20 protein-coding genes are annotated in these 23005 nt (G+C 72.5%); 12 read left to right on the forward strand and 8 right to left on the reverse strand.

The window, feature by feature from the left end:
* The first annotated feature begins 30 nt into the window (after positions 1–30).
* Complete coding sequence (locus tag ACQP2Y_RS35025) at positions 31–2691, forward strand: glycoside hydrolase family 97 catalytic domain-containing protein (RefSeq protein ID WP_433720273.1); 2661 nt, start codon at positions 31–33, stop codon at positions 2689–2691.
* Here the strand turns inward: ACQP2Y_RS35025 and ACQP2Y_RS35030 are convergent.
* Entirely contained in the window at positions 2663–3352 is a 690-nt protein-coding gene (locus ACQP2Y_RS35030; protein WP_433720275.1) for a TetR/AcrR family transcriptional regulator, read from the reverse strand. The genes ACQP2Y_RS35025 and ACQP2Y_RS35030 overlap by 29 nt on opposite strands.
* Positions 3353–3437: 85 nt before the next feature.
* On the opposite strand from ACQP2Y_RS35030, the gene ACQP2Y_RS35035 reads away from it, so the two are divergent.
* Positions 3438–4682 carry an FAD-dependent monooxygenase gene (locus ACQP2Y_RS35035; protein WP_433720277.1) on the forward strand — a complete coding sequence of 415 codons (1245 nt, stop codon included), beginning with the start codon at positions 3438–3440 and terminating at the stop codon, positions 4680–4682.
* Here ACQP2Y_RS35035 and ACQP2Y_RS35040 read toward each other — a convergent pair.
* Together ACQP2Y_RS35040 and ACQP2Y_RS35045 are read right to left on the reverse strand one after the other, a co-directional pair.
* Positions 4651–5307 (reverse strand): HAD family hydrolase, encoded by a 657-nt coding sequence (locus ACQP2Y_RS35040; RefSeq protein ID WP_433720279.1) that lies wholly within the window; start codon positions 5305–5307, stop codon positions 4651–4653. The genes ACQP2Y_RS35035 and ACQP2Y_RS35040 overlap by 32 nt on opposite strands.
* Complete coding sequence (locus ACQP2Y_RS35045) at positions 5304–6170, reverse strand: LLM class F420-dependent oxidoreductase (RefSeq protein ID WP_433720281.1); 867 nt, start codon at positions 6168–6170, stop codon at positions 5304–5306. Before ACQP2Y_RS35045 ends, ACQP2Y_RS35040 begins: the two co-directional genes overlap by 4 nt.
* Positions 6171–6513: 343 nt before the next feature.
* Here ACQP2Y_RS35045 and ACQP2Y_RS35050 point away from each other — a divergent pair, with 343 nt between their 5' ends.
* Complete coding sequence (locus tag ACQP2Y_RS35050; RefSeq protein ID WP_433720283.1) at positions 6514–7719, forward strand: glycosyltransferase family 2 protein; 1206 nt, start codon at positions 6514–6516, stop codon at positions 7717–7719.
* Here ACQP2Y_RS35050 and fgd read toward each other — a convergent pair.
* The gene (gene fgd, locus ACQP2Y_RS35055; protein WP_433720285.1) at positions 7716–8723 is read right to left on the reverse strand and encodes a glucose-6-phosphate dehydrogenase (coenzyme-F420); all 1008 of its coding nucleotides are present in this window, start codon (positions 8721–8723) and stop codon (positions 7716–7718) included. The two genes, ACQP2Y_RS35050 and fgd, sit on opposite strands and share 4 nt — an antisense overlap.
* 22 nt (positions 8724–8745) lie before the next feature.
* The gene (locus ACQP2Y_RS35060; RefSeq protein WP_433720287.1) at positions 8746–10599 is read right to left on the reverse strand and encodes a sigma-70 family RNA polymerase sigma factor; all 1854 of its coding nucleotides are present in this window, start codon (positions 10597–10599) and stop codon (positions 8746–8748) included.
* A gap of 233 nt (positions 10600–10832) precedes the next feature.
* Between ACQP2Y_RS35060 and ACQP2Y_RS35065 the strand changes: the two genes are divergently transcribed.
* From ACQP2Y_RS35065 to ACQP2Y_RS35080, 4 genes are all read left to right on the forward strand, one after another.
* Positions 10833–11249: an ATP-binding protein gene (locus ACQP2Y_RS35065; RefSeq protein ID WP_212990117.1), complete on the forward strand. Its 417-nt coding sequence runs from the start codon at positions 10833–10835 to the stop codon at positions 11247–11249.
* A gap of 181 nt (positions 11250–11430) precedes the next feature.
* Positions 11431–12570 carry a PP2C family protein-serine/threonine phosphatase gene (locus tag ACQP2Y_RS35070; RefSeq protein ID WP_433720289.1) on the forward strand — a complete coding sequence of 380 codons (1140 nt, stop codon included), beginning with the start codon at positions 11431–11433 and terminating at the stop codon, positions 12568–12570.
* Between the two features lie 77 nt (positions 12571–12647).
* A complete protein-coding gene (locus tag ACQP2Y_RS35075) occupies positions 12648–13115 on the forward strand; it encodes a MarR family winged helix-turn-helix transcriptional regulator (RefSeq protein ID WP_433720291.1) in 468 nt (155 codons plus the stop codon).
* 14 nt (positions 13116–13129) lie between these two features.
* Positions 13130–13996, forward strand: a complete 867-nt coding sequence (locus ACQP2Y_RS35080; protein ID WP_433720293.1) for an LLM class flavin-dependent oxidoreductase — start codon at positions 13130–13132, stop codon at positions 13994–13996.
* Between the two features lie 1099 nt (positions 13997–15095).
* Here the strand turns inward: ACQP2Y_RS35080 and ACQP2Y_RS35085 are convergent.
* The gene (locus ACQP2Y_RS35085) at positions 15096–15449 is read right to left on the reverse strand and encodes a histone-like nucleoid-structuring protein Lsr2 (RefSeq protein WP_360553220.1); all 354 of its coding nucleotides are present in this window, start codon (positions 15447–15449) and stop codon (positions 15096–15098) included.
* 236 nt (positions 15450–15685) lie between these two features.
* Here ACQP2Y_RS35085 and ACQP2Y_RS35090 point away from each other — a divergent pair, with 236 nt between their 5' ends.
* A complete protein-coding gene (locus tag ACQP2Y_RS35090; RefSeq protein WP_433720294.1) occupies positions 15686–16120 on the forward strand; it encodes a hypothetical protein in 435 nt (144 codons plus the stop codon).
* The gene (locus ACQP2Y_RS35095) at positions 16117–17538 is read left to right on the forward strand and encodes a D-alanyl-D-alanine carboxypeptidase family protein (RefSeq protein WP_433720296.1); all 1422 of its coding nucleotides are present in this window, start codon (positions 16117–16119) and stop codon (positions 17536–17538) included. The genes ACQP2Y_RS35090 and ACQP2Y_RS35095 overlap by 4 nt, the downstream gene beginning before the upstream one ends.
* 7 nt (positions 17539–17545) lie before the next feature.
* Here ACQP2Y_RS35095 and ACQP2Y_RS35100 read toward each other — a convergent pair whose 3' ends face one another.
* The gene (locus ACQP2Y_RS35100) at positions 17546–18043 is read right to left on the reverse strand and encodes a DUF456 domain-containing protein (RefSeq protein WP_433720298.1); all 498 of its coding nucleotides are present in this window, start codon (positions 18041–18043) and stop codon (positions 17546–17548) included.
* Positions 18044–18158: 115 nt separating this feature from the next.
* On the opposite strand from ACQP2Y_RS35100, the gene ACQP2Y_RS35105 reads away from it, so the two are divergent.
* Positions 18159–18857: a PIG-L deacetylase family protein gene (locus ACQP2Y_RS35105; protein ID WP_433720300.1), complete on the forward strand. Its 699-nt coding sequence runs from the start codon at positions 18159–18161 to the stop codon at positions 18855–18857.
* A 128-nt stretch (positions 18858–18985) separates the two neighbouring features.
* Positions 18986–19897, forward strand: a complete 912-nt coding sequence (locus tag ACQP2Y_RS35110) for a sigma-70 family RNA polymerase sigma factor (RefSeq protein WP_433720302.1) — start codon at positions 18986–18988, stop codon at positions 19895–19897.
* A 58-nt stretch (positions 19898–19955) separates the two neighbouring features.
* On the opposite strand, the gene ACQP2Y_RS35115 is transcribed toward ACQP2Y_RS35110, so the two are convergent.
* Positions 19956–22295, reverse strand: coding sequence for a HelD family protein (locus ACQP2Y_RS35115; RefSeq protein WP_433732184.1), 2340 nt, complete (start codon positions 22293–22295; stop codon positions 19956–19958).
* A gap of 183 nt (positions 22296–22478) precedes the next feature.
* On the opposite strand from ACQP2Y_RS35115, the gene ACQP2Y_RS35120 reads away from it, so the two are divergent.
* Positions 22479–22997 (forward strand): hypothetical protein, encoded by a 519-nt coding sequence (locus ACQP2Y_RS35120; RefSeq protein WP_433720304.1) that lies wholly within the window; start codon positions 22479–22481, stop codon positions 22995–22997.
* Positions 22998–23005 lie beyond the last annotated feature (8 nt).

Here is a 23005-nt window from a genome sequence, read left to right on the forward strand (position 1 = left end):
ATGGTCATCCTTCGATGCGAAGGAGATCCGATGCGCCTACGGCGATTGTCCTCCACTGTGCTCGGTGCGGCGCTGGCCGCCACCACGTTGGCCGCTCCGGCGGCGGCCGCGGAGCCGCTGTCCTGGTCCGTGAGCGGCCCGGGGGCCGCGGTGAACGCGCGGCTCGCCCTCGACGAGGCGGGCCGGCTCAGCTTCGGGGTCGACCGGGCCGGCACAGCCGTGCTGTCCCCGGCACCGATCGGCCTCGTCACCACCGCCGCCGACCTCAGCGTGGGGCTGAGTTTCGTGTCGCGCGGCAACCGCACCGTCCGCGAGCGATACACCAGGACGACCGGCAAACAGCTGGCCCGTGACGTCACGCTCACCGAGTCGACGTTCGCCTTCACCGGCGCCGGCGGGGCCCGGCTGGACGTCGTGGTGCGGGTCTCGGCCGAGGGGGCCGCCTACCGGTACGTGCTGCCGGCCGGTGGCACGATCACCGGGGAGACGTCGTCGTTCTCGATGCCGGCCGACGCGCTCGCGTGGCTGCTGCCGTACTCCCCCAACTACGAGAACGAACGGGTGCAGACCACCGCGGGCGCCGCCGCCACCGGTGACTACGGTTTCCCGGCGCTGTTCCGGGTCGGCACCAACTACGCCCTCATCACCGAGTCCGACGTGGATGGTCGCTACTCCGGCGCCCGGCTGACCCACAACGCCGGCTCGGGCGCGTACGCGATCAAGCTCGCCGACCCGCAGATCGTGGCGACCGCCCGGCTGGCCACCCCCTGGCGTACGGCGATCGTCGGCGACCTGGCCACCGTCACCGGCTCGATGCTGGTCGACGACCTGGCCCCGCCGGCGAAGCTCACCGACACCTCCTGGGTGCGGCCCGGCACCACCGCCTGGTCCTGGCTCTCCGAGCACAGCAGCCCGGGCGACCCGGCCCGGCAACGGCAGTACATCGACTTCGCCGCCCGCAACGGCTGGCCCTACGTGCTCATCGACGAGGGCTGGAGTGCGGAGTGGGTGCCCGGCGTGGTCCGCTACGCCCGGGCCCGCGGGGTCGACGTGCTGCTCTGGTTCCACTGGACCGCGCTGGACACCGCGCAGGAGCGGGACACCATGCTGCCGCTGCTCAAGTCGTGGGGTGTGGCCGGGGTGAAGGTGGACTTCATGGACTCGGACAGCCAGGCCCGCTTCCGGTGGTACGACGACATCCTGGCCGCCACGGCCGCCCACAAGCTGATGGTCAACTTCCACGGCGCCACCATCCCGCGCGGGGTGCAGCGCACCTGGCCGCACGTCATGACGCTGGAGGCGATCCGCGGCGCCGAGCAGTTCCGGACCCGGGCCGCCACCAACACGATGTTCCCGTTCACCCGCAACGTGGTCGGTGGCATGGACTACACGCCGGTGACCTGGGTGGTGGCCGACCGGGACACCACTGACGCGCATGAGGTGGCCCTCGCGGTGGTCTACGAGTCCGGCTGGCAGCACCCGGCCGACAAGCCGGAGACGTACGAGTCGCATCCCGAGGCGCTGCGGACGCTGAGCCAGCTGCCGACCGTCTGGGACGAGACCAAGCTGCTCGCCGGGGCGCCCGGCCAGGAGGCCGTCATCGCCCGGCGCCACGACGACCGCTGGTACGTCGGCGGCATCTCCGCGGTGGCCGCCAAGACGTTCAGCACCCCGCTCGGGTTCCTCGGCAGCGGGCGCTACCTGGCCGAGACGCTGCGCGACGGCGACGGCGGGCTGGTGCGGGAGAGCCGGATCGTGCGCCGCGGCGACACGCTCACCGTGCCGGAGCGCACCAACGGCGGGTTCGTCACCGTGCTGTGCGCGTACACCGGATCGGCGACCTGCGACCGGCCCGTACGGCGAGTGCCCGCCACCACGCTGACCGTCGACCCGGCGAGCGCGGATGTCCGTCCGGAGGGGACAGTTTCGGTGTCGGCGACGTTCACGCTGCCCGCCGGTGGGCCGATCACCGGGGTGACGCTGGCGCCCGTACCGCCGGCGGGCTGGACCGTCTCCGGCGCGGTCGTGCGCGATGCCACCATGCGCGGCGGCGACACCCTGCGCGGCACCTGGCGGCTCACCGCACCGGCCGGCCTCGCCACCGGCTTCACCGACCTGCCGGTCGCGGCCGACTTCACCTTCCCGGCCGATCCGGGTTCGCCCGACGCGGCGGGAAGCCGCCGGCCGGTGCACGTCGAGCAGGCGGTCCGGGTCCTGGTGCCGCCGGCCGATCCGGCCGGCACCCCGGCGGTCAGCGACCTGCCGTTCCTGAGCGAGAGCAACGGGTACGGGCCGGTCGAGCGCGACCGGTCCAACGGGGAGGCCGACCGCGGTGACGGCCGCCCGCTGACCATCCGCGGCTCCGTGTACGCCAAGGGGCTCGGCATGCACGCCCCGGGCGAGATCACGGTCTGGCTGGGTGGCGCCTGCACCGGCTTCACCGCGGTGGCCGGCATCGACGACGAGGTGACCCAGTCCGGCTCGGTGGACTTCCAGGTGCTCGGCGACGCGCGGCCGCTGGCGGCGACCGGGATCCGGCGCAGTGCGGACCCGGCTGCCGCCCTCAGCGTCGACGTCACCGGCGTGCGGATCCTGACCCTGCGGGCGACCGACGGCGGGGACGGCCGCAACTTCGACCACGCGGACTGGGCCGACGCCCGGCTCAGCTGCGCGCCGAGCGCCGGTCGATAAGGGCGGCGAGGCCGTCGAGGATGCGGTCCAGGCCGAAGGTGAACGCCTGGTTCTGGCCGCCCTCGACGGCCGTCTCGCGCATGGCCGCGGTCAGCTCCGGAAAACGCGCGCCGTGCCGGGTCATGACCTCGCTCATCGCCGCGGTCATCCCGCTCTCGTCGAGCCGGGCGGCGGACTGCTGGGCCAGCATCCGGGCGTGCCCGGCCAGCACCGCGATGGCGTCCAGCCGTTCCGCGCCCGTCAGCCCGGAGCTGGTGCCCAGGGCGGCCAGGGCGCACTCCATCCAGCCGAGTTCGCGCGGGCCGAGCGGACGCCGCCCGACCGTGGCGTCGACCGACCACGGGTGCCGCAGGTAGGCCGCGAAGAGCCGCTCCGACCATTCGGTCAGCGCAACGCGCCAGGAGCCGGCCGACAACTCCGGCGGCTCCCCGATGGCCCGCTCGATCATCAGGGCCACCAGCTCCGCCTTGCCCGGCAGGTAGCGGTAGAGCGACATCTTGGTCTTGCCGAGCTCGGCGGCGACGCGCTGCATGGAGACGGCGGCCAGGCCCTCTGTGTCGGCGACCGCGATCGCGACGTCCGTGATGCCCTCCAGGGTCAGCGCCGGCTTGGGCCCGCGCGTGGGCTGGGCCCGCCCGTCCCACAGGAATTCCACTGACATCGGACAACCCTCTTGCGCTCCGGCGACAACTGTCTCTACCGTACACAGAAATAACTGATACCTATGGACACAGTTTGGAGCCACCATGACCGGCACGGTCCTGATCTCGGGCGCGAGCATCGCCGGGCCCGCCCTGGCCTACTGGCTGGGCCGCCACGGCTTCCGGCCGACGATCGTCGAGATCGCTCCGGCCCTGCGCACGGGCGGCAACGCCGTCGACTTCCGCGGCCCGGTCCACCTCGGCCTGCTGGCCCGGATGGGCGTGCTGGACGCCCTGCGCGAGGTGCAGACCGGGGGCACCGCGATGCGCTTCGTGACCGCGGACGGACAGCGGACCATGGAGATGCCCGCCGACTTCGCCGGTGGCGACATCGAGATCCTGCGCGGCGACCTGTCCCGGATCTTCTGCGCGGCCGCCGGCGAGCACACCGAGTACCTCTTCGGCGACAGCATCGCGGCCCTCGACGAGACCCCGGGCGGCGTCGACGTCACCTTCGCCTCCGGCCGGCAACGCACCTTCGACCTGGTCATCGGGGCCGACGGGGTGCACTCCAACGTCCGCCGGCTGACCTTCGGCCCGGAGCGGCAGTACGTCAGCCACCTGGGCTACTACGTCGCCGGCTGGCCGATGCCCAACCACCTCGGCCTGGGCCGCGACACCCTGGGCCACAACACCCCCGGACGGCTGGCGTCGATCGGCGGCGATCACCGGGACCCGGCGCAGGCCGGCGCGTTCGTCGTCTTCGCGTCGCCCGAGCTGAGCTACGACCGGTACGACCTCGACGCGCAGAAGCAGCTGGTGCGCGAGCGCTTCGCGGACCTCGGCTGGGAGGTACCGCGCATGCTGGCCGCCCTGGACACCGCCGACGACCTCTACTTCGACCAGATCTGCCGGGTGGACATCGAGCCCTGGTCGCGGGGGCGGATCGCCCTGGTCGGCGACGCGGCTTGCGGGGCCACCATCGGCGGCATGGGCAACGGTACGGCGCTGGTGGCGGCGTACACGCTGGCCGGCGAGCTGGCCGCGGCGGGCGGCGACCACACCGTGGCCTTCCCGCGCTACGAGGACCGGATCAGCCGCTTCGCCAAGCGCGCGCAGAAGGGCGGTGCGGGCGCGGGCCGGTTCCTGGCCCCGAAGACGGCGCACGGCCTGGCGATCCGCAACTGGCTGCACAACCGGGGGTGGTTCATGACGATGACGTACAAGATCGCCGGCGACCGCAGCAGCGGCATCGACCTGCCCACCTACCCGGAAACGGAGTCCCGGGCCGGCCGCACGGGCCGGCCCGGAGAACCGCTCAGCGGAGCTTCTCGACCGCCTCGACCGTGAGCTCGTCCAGACCGTCGATGACCAGGCCGGCCAGCGCCAGAGCGTCGGCCGCGGGCGGATAGACCCCGTGCGGCACCGCGATGACCGCGAGCCCCGCCGCGGCCGCGGACCGCAGGCCGTTGCTGGAATCCTCGACCGCCGCGCAGACCTCCGGGGTCAGACCGAGCCGCTCGACCGCGGCCAGGTAGACGTCCGGCGCCGGCTTGCCGCGCGGCACCTCCTCGGTGGACAGGGTCACCCGGAACGTGCCGGCCAGCCCGGCCGTCTCGAGGACCTGGTCGATGAGGATCCGGGCGGACGAGCTGGCCAGGGCGACGGGGAAGCGTTCCGCGAGCCGCCGGACGGCGTCGACCGAGCCGGGGATCAGCGGCAGCGCCGACCGGTAGCGCTCGGCCATCCGGGCGAGCACGTCCGCGGCGACCTGCTCCGGGGTGCGGGGCACGCCCACCTCGGCGCTCAGGTGCGTGGACCACTCGCCGGTGCTCATCCCCATCATCCGGGTCTGGGTGTCGGCGAGGAACTCGCGCCCGTGCTCGGCGACGTAGCCGCGGCGCACCTCCTCCCAGACCTCCTCGGTGTCGATGATGACGCCGTCGAGGTCGAAGACCACCGCCTGTACTGTCACAGCGCCTCGATCGCGGGCATGACCTCGGTGCGCAGCGTCTCGATCTTGCGCAGATCGGAGACGCCGGCGACCATGCCGTGCCCCACCGTGAAACCGAGCCCGGCGTAGCGGGTCAGGTCGTCGATGAGCTCCCCGACGCGCTCGCCCTTCTCCCCCGGGTCGAGGTTGAGCGTCACCGTCTTCTCGATCGCGTCGTAGTCGCGGCCCTCGGTGGCGCAGTGCTGCCGCAGCACGTCGAGCTTGTGCTCGACCTCCGGGACGGCGAAGAGGTTGCACGAGTCGGCGTACCTGGCCACGAAGCGCAGCGTCTTCTTCTCGCCGCCGCCACCGATCAGGATCGGCGGGTGCGGCTTCGACAGCGGGAGCGGGGAGTTGAGCAGGCGGCCGAGCTGGTAGTGCTTGCCGTCGTACGGCGCCTCGTCCCCGTGGAACATCCGCAGGCAGATCTGCAGAGCCTCCTCGAGGCGCTCGAAGCGTTCCGCGGTGGGCGGGAAGAACAGGCCCAGGCCGCGGGACTCCTCCTCGTTCCAGGCGGCGCCGATGCCGAGCATGGCCCGGCCGCCGGAGAGCACGTCGAGGGTGGTGACGGCCTTGGCCAGCAGGCCGGGGTCACGGTAGACGACGCCGGTCACCAGAGTGAGCAGCTTGGCGCGGCGGGTGTGCGCGGCCAGGAAGCCCAGCGCCGTGTACGCCTCCAGCATCTCGTGCTCGGGGGTGCCGAAGATTTGCCACAGGTGGTCCATGACGCTGATCCGGTCGAAGCCGGCCTCATCGGCCGCGGTGGCCACGTCGGCCAGCACCGGCCCCAGCCGCGGCGCGCCGTCGGGCCAGGTGAAATCGGCGATGTGCAGACCCAGTTTCACTGAGAATTTTCCTCTCCACGGTCGGGTGGCCGGCCGGCCCGGGGGACCGCGGCCCGCCCCGAACCCTATCCCCCGCATCCATCACCGTACGGATTCCCCGCGTCCGGAATGCCGGTTATGAGCGGGCCGAAATCCCCCCTTTCGTCACTCAGAGCAATGGGTGATCTGTCACGATTCTCGGATACTTAACCGGTAAAGGGGCACCGGAGCTGCACATTCATGACCGTCCGCCGCCGGCCCTTCCGTCACCCCGGCGACCAGTTGACGCACGGTAATCGATTGGTAAGTTGATGCCCGGTCCCCCCGATGACCTCCGTACCGCACCCGCCGAGGAGCCACCGCCATGCCTCCCGCGCCGCGACAGCCGGCGAACCACGCCTCGTGGTCGTCGCCCACCGTGACCGTCGTGATCCCCGCCCTCAACGAAGAGCACAACCTGCCGCTGATCCTGGAGAACCTGCCGCCGGTGGACGAGGTCGTCGTCGTCGACGGCCGGTCCCGCGACGACACCGTGGCGGTCGCCCGCGAGGTACGCCCCGACGTGGTCGTGGTCCGCCAGACCCGCTCGGGCAAGGGCAACGCGCTGGTCTGCGGCTTCGCCGCGAGCACCGGCGACATCGTGGTCACGCTCAACGCGGACGGCTCGGCCGACCCGCAGGAGATCCCCCGCTTCGTGGACGCCCTGCTCTCGGGCGCCGAGGCGGCCCATGGCTCGCGGCTGCGCCCGGGCGGCGACCACCGTGACGCCGGCGCCGCCGAACGCTTCGGGCACGCGGTGCTGTGCCGGGTCGTCAACCTCTTCTTCGGCACCCGGTTCACCGACCTCAGCTGCGCCTACAACGCCTACTGGCGCGAGCTGCTGCCGGCGCTGGAGCTGCCGGCCCCCGACGCGCGCGGGCCCAAGCGCGGCCGGCCGGCCTGGGGCGAGGGACCGGAGATCGACACCCTGACCACGCTGCGGATGGCGACCCAGGGCCTGCGGGTGGTGGAGGTCGCCACGGTCGGCTACCCCCGCATCCACGGCGACGACCGGCCCCGCCGGGTCCTGCCGGCGGCGCTGCGGGCCCTGCGGACCGCGTGGAGCGAGTACGTCCGCCGGTGGCGGATCGGCCGCCGCCCTGCCCCGCAGCGCTACGAGGCCGCCAAGGAGGCGCGCTTCGAGGCACACCGGGAGGCTCGCTTCGAGGAACGCCAGGAGGCTCGCTTCGAGGCTCCTCGGGGTTCCCGTTCCGAGGCCCCTCGGGAGGCGCGCTTCGACGGGCCGGCGGCGCGGCAGAGCCCCTACGCGGACGAGCCGACCGGGCGGCACGCGGCCCGGCACTCGGTGCCCCCGCCCGGCAGCGATCGCGACATCCGGGACCGCGACATCCGGGACAGCCGGGACAGCCGGGAGGGCCGGGGACGTGACGGCCGGCGACCGGTGCGGCGGCGCGGCGGCGAGCCCGGCCGCCCGGACCTCACCGTGATCCAGGGCGAGGGCCGGGACGAGCGCTGGGACGGCCCGGCGCACCTGCGGGCGGTGCCGGGCGAGAACTACCGCGGGTACTAGCCCTGGGCGACGCGGTCGCGCAGCCGGGGCAGGATCTGCTCGCCGTACACCCGCAGGAAGCGGTCCTGGTCCGGGCCCGGCGCGTGGAAGACCAGGTGCTTGAAACCCATGTTCAGGTACTCGGTGACCTTGGCGGCGTGCTCGTCCGGGTCCGAGGAGCAGATCCAGCGGCTGACCGTACGGTCCACCGACAGGGCGTCCGCGCGCCGCTGCATCTCGATCGGGTCCTCGACGCCGGTCTTCTCCTCCGGCGACAGCGCCAGCGCGCCCCAGTACTGGGTGTCGTTGCGCGCCCGCTCCAGGTCCGGGTCGAAGGAGACCTTGACCTCGATCATCAGGTCGACGTCGTCGAGTGACCTGTTCGCCTTCTCGGCGCCCTCGCGGACGGCCGGCAGCAGCGTGTCGGTGTAGAGCTCGCTGCCCTTGCCGCTGGTGGTGATGAACCCGTCGGCGATGCGCCCGGCGAGCCGGGTCGCGGCCGGGCCGGAGGCGCCGATGTAGATCGGCACCGGCTGCTCCGGCTTGTCGTAGATGGTGGCCAGCTCGGTGCGGTAGAAGGTGCCCTCGAAGGTCACCCGGTCCTCGGTCCAGAGCTGCCGGATCAGGGTGACCGCCTCCTTGAGGCGGGCGAAGCGCTCCTTGCCGTCCGGCCACTGCAGGCCGAGCGGCACCTCGTTGAGGGACTCCCCCGAGCCCACACCGAGGATGACCCGGCCGGGCGCAAGGCAGCCGAGGGTGGCGAACGCCTGGGCGACCACCGCCGGGTGGTAGCGGAACGTCGGGGTGAGCACACTGGTGCCGAGCAGGACCCGCTCGGTGCTCGTGGCGAGCGCGCCGAGCCAGGGCAGCGCGGCGGGAGCGTGCCCGCCGTCGTGCCGCCACGGCTGCAGGTGGTCGCTGACGAACACCGAGTCGAAACCCTGCTGCTCGGCCTGGATGCCGTAGCGGAGCAACTCGCGCGGGGCGAACTGCTCCGCCGATGCCTTGTAGCCGAACCGAATCATGATCCGACCCTATCCCGCGGTGCTACCCGGCGGCCTTGTACGCCTTGCCCGCCTCGGTCGGGGTCGAGGCGTCCTTGTAGAGACCGAAATCGACGCTGTCACCCACCGCGGGCAGCCCGAACCAGGCGTACCGCTCGACGAAGGAACGCTTCTCCATGCCGGTCGTGGTGCCCTTGATGAAGGCCGCCTCCTGGGCACCCGTGGGGTACTTCGGGGAGCCGGTGAAGTTCATCAGGCCGTACTCGGTGACCCAGACCGGCAGGTCGTAGCGGGCGTGAACCGCGTCGACGTAGCCGAGGAACTGCCCGACCGCGGCGGCGCTGAAGTCCGAGCCGTACCAGTGCACCGTGATGAAGTCGACGCGCAGATTTTTTTCCTTCGCGCCCTTCATGAACCGGTCCAGCCAGCCGCCGGCGGTGTCGCCGCCGTAGGCGACGGCCGGGCTGCCCAGCCGCAGGCCGGTCTCCTGCAGCTTCGGCCAGGCGGCGAGGGCGTCCTCGACGCTCATGTTCGCCTGCCCGCCCATGTCCGGCTCGTTGAAGCCGAGCAGCACGTCACCCTCGCGCTTCGCCTTGGCCAGGGTCCCGGCCGTCACGTTGGCCTTGCCCCAGATCATCGGCACGAACTCGACGTCGGCCGGCCCCGGCATGGAGTCGTTGTCGGGTGACCAGTTGTAGTACCAGCCCGCGCCGACATCGTCGAGCGCGCCCTTGATCCCGTCGAACTGCCAGGTGCCGACGCCCTTCTTGGCCGAGGTCGCGGTGGCCGGCACCGGTGCCACGGGCGCCTTGGTCTTCTTCTTCGTCGGCGAGGGCTGCGCCGACGGCGACACCGAGGTGGCGCTGGGCGTGGGCGCGGCCGGCAGGGACAGCCGCGGCGTGGGCGCGGCGGTGGAGATCACGGCCGCGTTGGCGACCGGCTTGTCGGCGTTGGAGTACACGACCACGGCCGCACCGCCACCGGCCACCGTGCCGGTCGCCAGCATCGCGGTGAGCACCCGCCGGCCGACGCCGACGCTGCCCTTCACGGCGATCTTGGCGGCCAGCGCCTTGCCCGAGACCACGTGCGCGACGTGTGAACCGGCCTGCGCGCCACCGAAGGCGGACAGAGCACCGCCGCTGAGCGTGTGCGGCAGCGGCACCAGGGCCATGCCGACCAGCAGCCGTTCCGCCGCCACCAGACCCGACCAGGCCGGTGAGCACTGCCGGCAGTCACGGGTGTGACGGGCGATGCGCTTGCGCCACAGGGCTCCGGGCCGGCCGTCCCACTCGGCGGTGACCAGCGCCAGATCCGCGCACGGCGGATTGGCGGCCAGCGCCCGCACGACGACGCGGGCCGTCTCCAGCTGGCCCTTCATCCGCTGGATCCGTACCGCGGCGTGCTGGCGGGTCACCTCGGTCGCGGCGACGATCTCGTCCCGGGTCAGCTCGCCGGAGGCCTCCAGCCACCACAGCGAGAGCAGCTCCCGGTTGTCCTCGTCGAGCCAGCGGGTGGCCTCGGCGGTCTCCCGGCGCTGACCGGCCAGCTCCAGCCGGGTGATCGCCAGGTCGGTGAAATCGGCCCCCGGGTCGCGGACGTCGTCGGGCAGCAGGGTGTCCGGCGCCGACCGGCGCACCCGGTAGCGCTCCCGCACCTGACGCACGGTGATGGCCACCAGCCAGGACCGGAACGCCTCGGGTTCGCGCAGGTCACCGAGGTTGCGCAGGACGCGCAGCATGGTGTCCTGCACGACGTCGTCGACGTCCGCGTGCCCGTCCAGGGCCCGGCCGACGATCGTGTAGACCAGCGGCAGGTACCCGGCGACCAGGCGGTCGACCGCGGCCGGGTCGCCGGCGCGGGCGGCGACCACCGTCGCGGTGTCCGGTTGAAACGCCATCAGAGTCCTGACCTCTTCCCGTGGGGCCTCGATCATTGCGCGCGGCGGCCGTTTCGCCGACCACGGGAAGGGAGACCGCCCGAACGGCCTGCGATAACAAGAACTTCGGACGGCCGGTTCCGGACCGGCGGGAAGCCGGATCGCCCGTACCGGGATTAGCCCGGCCGTCCCGCGGGAACATCACTGTCAGCGGACCGGGCGGGTGCCGGGTCGACAACGGGGGGAGGAGTCGCATGCGTATCTCGGTACGGCTCAACCTGCCGCGTGAGGTCGACAGCGTGCCCGCGGTGCGCCGGCTGCTGCGGTGTGCCCTGTCGGCGTTCCAGGTCGACCGCCAGGACGGCGACGACCTGGAGCTGGCCCTGACCGAGGCGTGCGCCAACGTGGTCAAGCACGCCACCGGCGCGGACGGCATCGAGGTCCGCCTGGACGTGGCCGAGGACCGCTGCGCGATCGACGTCGCCGACAACGGCGCCGGCTTCGACGCGAGCGCGGTCGACGACCCCGGGCCGAACAGCGAGCGCGGCCGGGGACTGTTCCTCATCAAGGCACTGAGCGACAACGTCCGGATGCAGTCGACCCCGCGCAGCGGCAGCCTCATCCACTTCGAGAAGTCCTTCGCGCTGGCCGGCGGTGCGGGCGCGCACTGAGCGACCCGCCGTACCGCCGTACCCGTTGATCCGCCGTACTCCTTGATCTGCCGTACCCCCTGATCCGCCGGGCCCGCTGCCCGCCGCCGGACCGCTTCGCGGTGCCCCTATCATCTTTGCCGTACAGCAAATATTGCTGTCCGGTCGCTGTCCCGCGCCCCGATGAGAAAGAGGTCAGCCCTTGTCCGACCGTCCGACGCTCGTCGGAGCGCTGCTGCGCGCGGCGCCGCCCGACCGGCTTCCCGAGGTCGTGGCGGACCACCTGCGCCGGCACTACGCGGCCGGCCGGGTCGAGGTGCTGCTCGGCGACCTGACCCTGACCGGCCTGTGGCCGCTGCTCGAGCTCGGCGGACCGCCTGGAAACGCCCTGGCCGTGCGCTGTTTCGGCAGCCAGCGGCCGCTGGTCGACATCGCCGCGGACGCCAACCGCGCCTACCTGCCCCTGACCGTCTGGGGCGAACGCCTCGGCGTGCTCGTCGTGCGGACCTCCCTGCCCTCGGGCACCGGGCTGACCAGCGACCTGTCGGCGGTCGCCGACGAACTCGCCGTCGCCCTGCGGGCCGCCGACTCGGTCACGGACCGCTACCGCCGGGTGGTACGCCGGGAACGCCTCACCATGGCGGCCGAGCTGCAATGGGAACTGCTGCCGGGACGCTCGCTCGGCGACGAGCGCTTCCTGGTCGCCGGGCAGCTGGAGCCCGCGTACGCGGTCTTCGGCGACCACTTCGACTGGACCCTGGCCGACGACCGGCTCACCATCACCGTGCTCAACGGCGCCGGCGACGGCCTCGACGCCGCGGTGCTCACCACCGTCGCGGTCAACGCCATGCGCAACGCCCGCCGCTCCGGCGCCGACATCGTCGAACAGGCCGAACTGGCCGGCGATGCCATCCACGCCCGGTACGGCGGCGCCGCCCACGCCGCCACCCTGCTGCTGGAGATCGACCTGATCGGCGGGCACGTGGCCGCGGTCGACGCGGGCTCACCCCGCGCCGTCATCGCCCGCGAACGGGACATCCAGCCGGTGATCCTGGAGCAGCAGCTGCCGCTGGGCATGTTCGGCGAGACCCGGTACGAGATCCAGCGGTTCCGGCTCGAACCGGCCGACCGGCTGCTCGTGGTCAGCGACGGGGTGCACGCCGCCACGCCGGGCGGACGGGCCCCGTACGGGGAGAGCGCCCTGCTGACCGCGCTGCGCCGGACGCGCCTGCAGCCCGCCACCGAGGCAGTGGGTACGGTTATGCGGGGCCTGCGCGAATATCACGCGGGCGCCGATCCGGACGACGACGCGGTCACCGTCTGCCTCGACTGGCGGCGATGACCGACGTGGTCCAGGCTGGGAGAGGCCATGACCTGGTAGGCCGAAATGCCCCGACTTTGAGCAAACAGAGGACCGGCATGGATCGCGTCACGGACGTCGCCGCGGCGATGGAGTCGACGGTGGAGTCGCTGCTGGGTGTCCTGGAGAGCGCCCGGCTCGCGCAGTCGCCCGCCGTACCCCCGGCGCAGCTGCGCGTACTCACGATCATCTCGCGGGGGCCGCACACGAACATGAGCCGCCTCGCCGAGGCCCTCGACGTGGTGCCGTCCTCGGCGAGCCGGCTCTGCGACCGGCTGGAGGCCACCGGCCTGCTGCGCCGGGTGCCGGACCCCCGCGACCGCCGCGAGGTCCGGCTGCTGCTCACCCCGACAGCCCAGCGCCTGCTGGAGGACCTGCGCGAACGCCGCCGGTCCGCGCTGGCCGAGGTGCTCGAACGGATGAGCCCGGCCAGCCGGCAGGAGCTGGTCCGGGCGATGGCGGCGTTCGACGCGGCGGCCGGCCCGGCGACGGCGACGGGCGACGAGGACGGCCTGCGCTCGGCGTGAGGTAGCGTCCTCGCGTGCGTATCGGCATCGTGATCCTTCCCGACGAACGCTGGTCCGTGGCCGGGCGGCGCTGGCGCCTGGCCGAGGAGTACGGCTTCGACCACGCCTGGACCTACGACCACCTGGGCTGGCGCGACCTCGTCGACGGCCCCTGGTTCGACGCCGTGCCGACCCTGACGGCGGCGGCGATGGTGACCCGCCGGATCCGCCTCGGGACCTTCGTGGCCTCGCCGAACTTCCGCCATCCGGTGCACTTCACCCGCGAGATCACCGCCCTGGACGACATCTCCCAGGGCCGGCTGCTGCTCGGCGTGGGCGCGGGCGGCATCGGCTTCGACTCGGCGGTGCTGGGCGCGGCCGAGCTGACCCCCAGGGAACGGGTGGACCGCTTCGCCGAGTTCCTCGAGCTGCTCACCCGGCTGCTGGAGAACGACAAGGCCGACTTCACGGGTACGTACTACAGAGCGGTGGACGCCCGCAGCACCCCCGGCCCGGTCCAGCGGCCCCGCCCGCCGCTCGTGGTGGCGGCGAACGGCCCCCGCGCCCTGCGCCTGGCAGCCCGGTACGGCGACGGCTGGGTGACCACCGGAGCGCAGGCGGTGGACGACGAAGCGGCGTGGTGGCGATCGGTGGCCGAGGTCAGCGCCAAGTTCACCGAAGCGGCAGGCGACCGGAGGGTGGACAGGTATCTCAACCTCGACTCGTCGCCGGTGCTGTCGCTGAGCAGCGTCGAAGCGTTCACGGACGCGGTGGGGCGGGCGGCGGAGCTGGGCTTCACCGATGTGCTGACGCACTGGCCCCGCAAGTCGAGCTGGTACGCCGGGGACGAACGCATCCTGGAAGCGGTGGCGCCGATGCTGCCGAAACTCCGTACCGCCTGAACCGGACTCACCGCAATCTTTCCGGTCCCGGCTATCCCAGGACGGCTATTCGCCTTACTGTCACCAGTCGCGTACGCAATGCCACCGTTAGAGATCACTCGCCGGGCGGTCATTGGGCAGTGATGCCTATGACTTTAAGGCCAGTACTCGTGGGTGGGCGCCCACTTACCTTTAGGGGTGACGGGACCGGCGCTGCTCCCTTGCCCTGGGGCAAACGTGCCGTCCGGGCCACACGATTCCCGATGAGCGCGTCGATAGCCGGCGGGCAGTTTCCGACGATGTCGCGGCCGGGACCACGGCACCGCCGTTACCGGAGACGCGGGCGGCCCGTTACCGGATGCACGGCGGATGGTCGGCAGGGCCGGGCGGCATCGGTCGGCATCGCTGCGGCGGCGGCCGCGAGGGCCATTCCTCATGCCGGCAGGCGGGATCCACCGGCGTCGGGTGTGGCTCAGGTGAACGCCGTTTCCTCGCGGACGGGCCATTCCGGAGGTCGGAGCTGCCGGTGATCGCGACGACCGTGTGGCCATTGACCGGCGCCTTTGCCGGCGCAGCCGGGCTATCCGCCGGGCCGGGGAACGGCTTTCCAGCGGGCCGCGGACTGGAGTTCCATCTGGGCGCGGGGCGGACTTTCCACCGGTCCACCCGGCCACAGCTTCTCGCCAGGCCAACGGCCGGGCTTTCCAACGAGCCGACGGCTGGGGCTTTCGACCCGGCCACGAACAACTTCCGACCGGGCCGCCGGGCCGTGCTCCCACCGGACCACCGGCCGGGCCACCCACCGAGCCGCGGCCAGAGCTGCCGGGCTCCTCACCGGGCCACCGGGCCGGGCTCCCGACCAGGCCGCGGCCGGGGCTTCCCACCGCGCCACCGACCCGGCCTTCCGCCAAGCCGCAGCATGGTGTCCACCCCTTGCTACCGGCCGCGCCTCTTGGCGCGATCCCGGTCAGCCATGGCGCATCGCTGACTGCATCCGTGCGAAAGGCCGTCCACCCGGTCACCTCCGGGCGCGGCCGGATGGACAGGGACACTCATTGCCGTACCGGAGCATGCGCCGGGGCCGGACGCAGATGCGTCCGGCCCCGGCAACCACAAGGGATCAGCGGCCGTGGGCCGCCCGATAGGCATTGCTGACACTCTGCGGGATGCGGCCCCGCTCGGAGATCTGGTGGCCGTTCTCGGCCGCCCACTCGCGAATCAGCCTGTTCTCGTCGCGGCTGCCCGCCGTGCGGCCCGTGCCACTCGACGGCCGCCCCGCGGCACGGCCGGAACCGCCCCGGCCGATGCGCGTGCCCGCCTCGATGAACGGGTCCAGCGCCTTGCGCAACTTGCCGGCATTGGCCTCGGAAAGGTCGATGGTGTAGCTCGTGCCGTCGAGGCTGAACTCCACCGTCCGATCGGCCGGCTTTCCGTCCAGGTCGTCGATGAGGGTCGTGATTACCTGCCGCGCCATAACGACTCCTGACGTAATCCGAAGAACGCGCCCAGTCTCGCCTGTGACGGACTCCGCGCGCAACTGTTCGCTTGAATTTCACAGAATAACGGAGACGCCGGGCAATTATCGCCCCGGTCACCTTCACTAATGCGACCGCGCTATTCCGTGGAATCGTGGCGGGCGGCACGGTTAGCTGTGCCCGGGTGGAAAACCCGGGTGGCTGGGGCCGTGCGGATGCCGTTAGGGTCGTCGCCATGGACGCCGACGACCGTGCCGCCTGGGAAGAGCAGCGCCGGCAGGCGGTCGCCGGGCACGGCGCCGCGCTGGAGGCCGGCCGGGCCGCCGAGGCGGAGCAGGCCGGCAAGCTGCTGGCCGACTTCGTGCGCCGGGCCACCGAACGCGGCCTGCCGCCCGTCGTGCTGCGGGCCCGCGCCTTCGACGGCCACGCGACCTACCGCACCCGCCTGCGCGGCTGGTACCTGAAGGCGAACCGCTCGGTGGCCGTCGGCGAGGACGGCCAGTACTACGTCCTGTCCGTCCCCTCCTCACTGCGCGCCCGCTTCATCGGCGCCGACGTGTCCCCCAGCCCGGCCCGGCTGATCGTCGGCGCGGGCGGCGGCGACGGTGAGACCATGCCGCTGGAGCGTCTGCTCCAGCGCCGACTCGACGCGGGAGCCGTGTGGCCGTGAGGCTCATCCCCACCCCTGCCCCGGCCCGGCGACGGATCCTGGCGGCCCTGACCGCCACCGCGACCCTCGCCACCGCGGCCCTGACCGGCCCGGCCCGCGCAGCGCAGCCACCGACCCACCCGGCCCAGGTCAACGCGGCCCAGGTCAACGCGGCCCAAGCCAGCACGGCAAAGGCCGGAGCAGGGCAAGCGCTCGCGGCGGAGGCCCAGGCAGCGCAAGCCCAGGCAGCGCCCGTGCCGTGTCCGCGCCCCAAGGTCAAGCCGCCCAAGGGGCGCCCGGCCCGCCCCACCCCGCCCAAGGACGACCCCGTCCTCCGCGCGGTGGGCGGCGACGCCCTGGCCACCGACGGCCTGATCATCCCGCGCGGCGCCCCGAGCCCGCCCGCCCTCACCGCGACCAGCTGGCTGGTGGCGGATCTGGACACCGGCGAGGTCCTTGGCGGCTGCGGCCCCCACGTGTACGGCACCCCCGCCAGCGTCCAGAAGCTGCTGCTCGTCGCCACCGTCATAGACAAGCTCGACCCCAAGCAGGTCGCCACCATCACCGACGGGGATCTGGCCATTGAGCCGTACAGCTCGGCTGTCGGGTTGCTCAAGGGTGGGAAGTATCCGGTCAGCACGTTGTGGCTCGGGCTGCTGCTCAATTCCGGCAACGATGCGGCGAACACGCTGGCCCGGCTCGGTGGTGGCCGGGGTGGACTGCCCGCCACCGTCGCCGCCATGAACGCTGAGGCGAAGCGGCTGGGTGCGTACCAGACGCATGCCGCCACGCCGTCGGGGCTGGACGGGCCGGGGCAGTTCACCAGCGCGTACGACCTGGCGCTGATCGCCCGGCAGTGTTTCGCCAAGCCGGACTTCCGCAAGTATGCGCTGACCGAGCGGGCTCAGATCCCGGCGCAGAAGAAGTTGAAGAAGGGTGGCTTCCAGATCCAGAACGAGAACAAGCTGATCTACAACTACCCGGGGGCGCTCGGCGGCAAGACCGGCTTCACCAAGCTCGCCCGGCACAGCTATGTCGGCGGCGCCGAGCGGAACGGCCGGCGGCTGGTCGCCACCGTGCTGGGCGCCGAGGCGGCTCCGCTGCGCGGCTGGCAGCAGGGCGCCGCGTTGCTGGACTGGGGCTTTTCGCTGCCCAAGGACGCGTCGGTGGGCAAGCTGGTCGAGCCGGACAGCCCGGATGCCCACGGTACGGCCACAGACGCGAGCGCCGCTCCTGCCCCGGCGGCGAAGGACGAGCGGCCCGCCGCCACCGCGGTGCGCGCCGCCACTAACAGGGGCGTGTCCATCGGGCTCGCCGCCACGATGGCGGTGCTGCTGGCCGGCGCCCCGCTGCTCCTGCTGCTGACCCAGCGTCGCCGGCGGCGGCTGCGGCGACGCACCACGGTGCCCCACGAGGCGGAGCTCAGGGTGCCCCGCTAAGCGGAGCTCAGGTGGCGAGCAGGCCGAAGACCCAGATGACCGCGATGCCCAGCGCCGCCGCGAACTCCACCAGCAGGGACAGGCCGACCGCGCCCAACGCCTGCCGGGTCGACGGCCATGCCTGACCCGGGCCCAGCCGGAGGCGCTCGGCCACCCACAGGCCGCCGACGAAGCCGAGCACCAGGCCGACCACCGGCACCACGAAGAAGCCGACGATGCCCAGCACGCCGGCGATCAGCAGCGACGACGTGGGCACGCCGGTGCTCTTGAGTCGCTTGCCGGGCCACAGGTATTTCACCACCGTGCCGCCCACCGCCACCACCGTGGCCAGGGCGAACACCACCCAGCGGCCGCCGTCCGCGTCGCCCAGGATCACCCAGAGCAGCACTGCCAGCCAGCACAGCAGCAGGCCGGGCAGGACCGGGATCACCACGCCCAGCACGCCGGCCAGCATGGCCACGCCGGCGATCAGGTTGACGGTCGTGCCGGAGTCGCTGAGATCCATGCCGACCAGCGTGCCGTAGTCACGCCACAACCCTCAAGCCGTGCCGCCCGTGACCGATGGACACTCAGCGCCGCCGAACCCCCGCGACGGTGCACCGAGAACCACGGAGGCCGGAATGACCCGCAGCGTGCTGGCGGTCGGTACGCACCCCGGTGACGTCGAGTTCGGTTGTGCCGGGACGCTCGCCGCCCACCGCGCCGCCGGCGACTCGGTCACCATGCTCGTGCTGACCTGCGACGGGCCCGACACCGTACGCAGCCGGCAGGCCGAGGCCGCCGCCCGGGAGCTCGACTGCCTGCTGGTCTGGGGCCCGCAGGCCGCCGAGCGCCGTTCCGGGGACCGCCGGGGGCACACCCGCGGCAGCAACGACCGCCGGTCGCGCCACCAGCGGCCCGGCGAGACGTGGCCCGGGCTGATCTCGTCCGCCGCGATGACGGTGGCCGCCATCGAGAACGTGCTGACCGGCGTCGACGCCGACGTGGTCTACGTGCACGCCCCCGAGGACGCCAACGCCGAGCACCGCGCCGCCGCCGTGGCCACGCTGTCCGCCGCCCGGCACAGCAGCCGGATCCTGCACTACTCCGGCGAGTCGACCCTGCAGTTCGCCCCCGCGCTGTTCGTCGACATCTCGCCGTTCCTGGACCGCAAGCTCGCCGCGCTGGCCGAGGCCCCGGTGCCGGTGGATCCGGAGCTGCCGACCGGTACCGCCCGGCACTTCGGCGCGCAGGCCCGCGTGCGCTACGCGGAAGCCTTCGCCCCCGCCCGCTTCGTCTGGGATCTCGCCGCCGTACGAGTGCCGGCCCGGGCCGCCTGAGAGCCGGATCCGAAGCAACCGGTCGGCAACTGAGCGCAACCAGAACATGTACCCGGCGTCACTCAAAGTTTCTCCTTGTCAGCCGGTGCCCACCGCCGCGGGCCACCGACAACACACGGGGGATTCACATGACCAGCACCATGACGACCGCTGCCGACCTTGCCGCCGACACCGCGACCGCCGTGCCGGCCCTGTCCGCCGCCGAGCAGGAGGAACTGATCCGCACCAACATGCCGCTGGTCGGCCACCTGGTGCGCGACATGCTCAGCCGGATCCCGAACCACATCCACCGTGACGATCTCACCAGCGCCGGCCTGCACGCCCTGGTGACCGCCGCCCGCGGCTGGGACCCGACCCGCGGCATCCCGTTCAACCGCTTCGCCACCACCCGCATCCGCGGCGCGATCCTCGACGAGCTGCGCTCGCTGGACTGGGCGACCCGCTCGGTGCGGACCAAGGCGCGGGCGACCGACACCACGCGGCAGAGCCTGACCACCACGCTGGGCCGGACGCCGACGAACGAGGAGCTGGCGCAGGCGCTCGGCACCACCACCACGGACCTGCACCAGACGGACAACGACGTGCAGCGCGCCACCGTGCTGTCGCTGCAGGGCTTCACCACCAGCAGCCCCGACGACCTGGTCACCGAGCGCACCCCCGGCCCGGAGGACATGCTGATCCGCCGCGAGCAGATCGGTTACCTGCACCACGCGATCGAGTCGCTGCCGGAGCGCCTGCAGACCGTCATCACCGAGTACTTCCTCAAGGAGCGGCCGATGGCCGACATCGCCTCCGACCTCGGGGTCACCGAGAGCCGGATCAGCCAGCTGCGCGCCGAGGCGCTGTCGCTGCTCAAGGACGGCCTCAACACCCACCTCGACCCGGAGCTGGCGCCGGCCCCGGAGAACCCGGACAGCATCATCGCCCGCCGCCGGGCCGGCTACTACGCCACCATCGCCGGCAACACCAGCCTGCACTCGCGTCTCGCGCTGACCAACGCGCACGGCTTCACGCCGCTGACGCACGGCGCGGCCGCCTGATCCACGACGACGAGCGGGGCCGGTGCGTACGCGCACCGGCCCCGCTCTGCGTTCCCGTTCAGCTCAGCGCGTCGAGCACCTTGGGCAGCTCGGCCGTGTGCAGCACACCGAGCCGCCGGGTCGCCCGGGTCACCGCGACGTAGAGGTCGCTGAGGCCGCGCGGGCTCTCCGCGATGATCTCGTCCGGCTGGACCACGATCACACTGTCGAACTCCAGGCCCTTGGCCTGCCGGACGGTCATCAGCACGATGTGGTTGAGCAGGTCGGGCTGCTCCCCCACGGCCGCCTCGGGAATGGCGGCGGTGAGCTCGCGACCCAACGACTCCTCCAGCCCCGCCGGCACCAGGACACCCACGCGCCCCTCCGCGGCGGCTGCGGCTTCCCGGCGTACCGCTGTGATCAGCTCGGTCGCCAGCTCGGCGGGCCGCACCCGGGCCGCCCACGGCTCCTCGCCGGCGGTCCGCACCGAGCGCGGCGGCTGCAGCGACGGGTCGACCGCGGCGAGCACGTCCGCGGCCACCGTCATCACCTCGGCCGGGGTGCGGTAGTTGACGGTCAGCTCGGCCAGCCGCCAGCGCTGGGCCACGTACGGCTCGAAGACCTGCTCCCAGGTCGTCGTCCCGGCCAGCTCGCCGGTCTGCGCGACGTCCCCGACCACGGTCATCGACCGGCTCGGGCAGCGGCGCATGAGCAGCCGCCAGGCCATCGGCGACAGCTCCTGCGCCTCGTCGACGATCACGTGCCCGAACACCCAGGCGCGGTCCGCGCCCGCCCGCTCCGCAGCGGTACGCGTGTCGATCACCTCGTGCCGCTCGACGAAGGCGCTGGCGTCGACGACGTCGGTGGCGGACAGGATCTCCTCCTCCTGGTCCTCGAAGTCCAGCGACCGCGAGCCCTCGACGATCTCCAGCACGCCCTCCGCGTACTCGATCGCCTGCTCGCGCTCGCGGGCCACCGCCCGGGCCCGCAGGGTGTCGTCAACCCCCAGCAGCTCGGCCAGCTCGTCCAGCAGCGGCACGTCGGCCGGCGCCCAGCCGGCCCGGCGCTCGCGCAGCAGCAGCGCCCGTTCCTCGTCGCTGAGCTCCGGCGCGGCCGAGGCGAGCCGGTCCGGATCGCTGAGCAGGTCCCGCAGGACCTGCCGCGGGGTCAGGATCGGCCACAGCTCGAAGAGCGCGGCCTGCACGTCCTCGTCCTCGCGCAGCTCGCGCCGGGTCTCGGCCAGGTCGGCCTCCTCCAGCAGGTTGTCGCCGCCGAGCGGGTCGGCGCCGATCCGCTCGGCGATCTGCAAAGACAGGGTGTGGATGACCGCGGTCACGAAGATCGACCGGGCCAGGTTGTGCGGGCGCCCGGAACGCCGGGCCTCGGCGCGCGCGTCCTCGCAGACGGCCCGCTCGATGCGCAGCGGGAAGCCGTCGTGGTCGACCTCCACGTAGTCGTCGGGCACGGTCTGCCGGTCGGCCACCGCGGCGGCGAGCACCTCGAGCATGTCGACCCGGCCCTTGAGCGCGGCGGCGGCCGGCGCCTCGGTGGCCCGGGCGGTCACGCCGGGGAACATGTCGCCGAGGGTGGCGAGCAGCACGCCGGTCTCGGCGAGCGAGGGCAGCACCTGCGAGATGTAGCGCAGGAAGGTGGCGTTCGGGCCGAGGATCAGCACGCCCTGCTTGGTCAGCTGGGCGCGGTGGGTGTAGAGCAGGTACGCCGCGCGGTGCAGCGCCACGGCGGTCTTGCCGGTGCCGGGACCACCCTGGACCACCAGGACACCGGGCAGCCCGGCGCGGATCACCTCGTCCTGTTCGGACTGGATGGTCTCGACGATGTCGCGCATCCGGCCGGTGCGGTTGGCGGTCAGCGCGGACAGCAGCGCGGCCTCACCGGTCACGTCCTCGCGGCCGTCCGTGCCACCGGCCTCGATGTCGAGCACCTCGTCGTCGATCCCGGTCAGCTCGCGGCCCCGGGTGCGCAGATGCCGGCGGCGGGTCACCCCCTCGGGGGACACCGCGGTGGCGAGATAGAACGGGCGCGCCGCGGGCGCCCGCCAGTCGATCAGCAACGGATCCTGATCACGGTCCTCGGCGAACAGTCCGATCCGGCCGATGTAGCGGGGATTGTCGGCGGCGAAATCCAGCCGGCCGAAGCACAGACCGTTCTCGACGGAATTCATCTGGGCGAGCTGCTCGGCCCAATGGCTGCGGGTCGCCTCGCGCTGGGAGCGGCCCTGCGGGGTGCCGCCGGCCTCGAGCAGAATCGCGCGCAGCCGCTCGTCGGCCTGCTCACGCAGCAGGTCGAGGCGGTCGTAGAGCACGGCCAGGTAGGCCTTTTCGGACTCGATGTCGTCGTTCCGCAGTGTTTCCGTGCCGCCGGCGGAGCTTGACAAAGCTACTCCCTGTTGTGGTAGCATTCCGAGGTCAGCCACCTTTTCAGGTGGCTTTTTTCGTTTCCGTGGAAACGCTCAGAATAGCCGATGCATCCGCCTCACGGCGAGTCCGTGACCGGGGTTACGGCCCGGTCGGCAAGTGTAAGGAATCCGTCACCGCAGGGCCTTGCCCGTTACGCCGGACGGTCCATCGACATTAAGCGGTGCATGAACCACAGCCACCCGTTCCGACGCCTCGGCGCGCTGGCGCTCATCGCCGTCGCCGCCGTCTCCCTCACCACCGCCTGCTCCGACGACAAGGAAGCCGCTCCGGCCGGTAACGCCGCCGCCGCGGCCGCCGGCGGGCCCCAGCCCAAGACGATCGAGGGCGCCAAGGCCGCCGCGCAGACCGTGTTCGACCGTTTCAGCGGCGGTGACTTCGCCGGCGCCTGGGACATGTACACCGATGCCGGTAAGAAGGCCATCACCAAGGCCGACTACGTCAAGCTCAACACCGCCTGCTCGCGCAAGGGCCTGGCCATCACGCTCAGCAGCGCCCGGATGGAGGGCGCCGACCGGGCGGTCGTGATCGCCAAGCAGCTGGTCGCGGCCCAGTCCTACACGATGGTCTACGAGAAGGACTCGTGGAAGCTCGAGCCCGCCAAGGAGGGACTGGCCCTCTACGCCAAGGGCGCCGACAAGGCGATCGCCGCCCAGAAGAAGGCCGGCACCTGCGCCAACGCGTGATCCCCGCT

The sequence above is a fragment of the Actinoplanes sp. CA-051413 genome, from assembly GCF_050955795.1.
Lineage (GTDB): Bacteria > Actinomycetota > Actinomycetes > Mycobacteriales > Micromonosporaceae > Actinoplanes.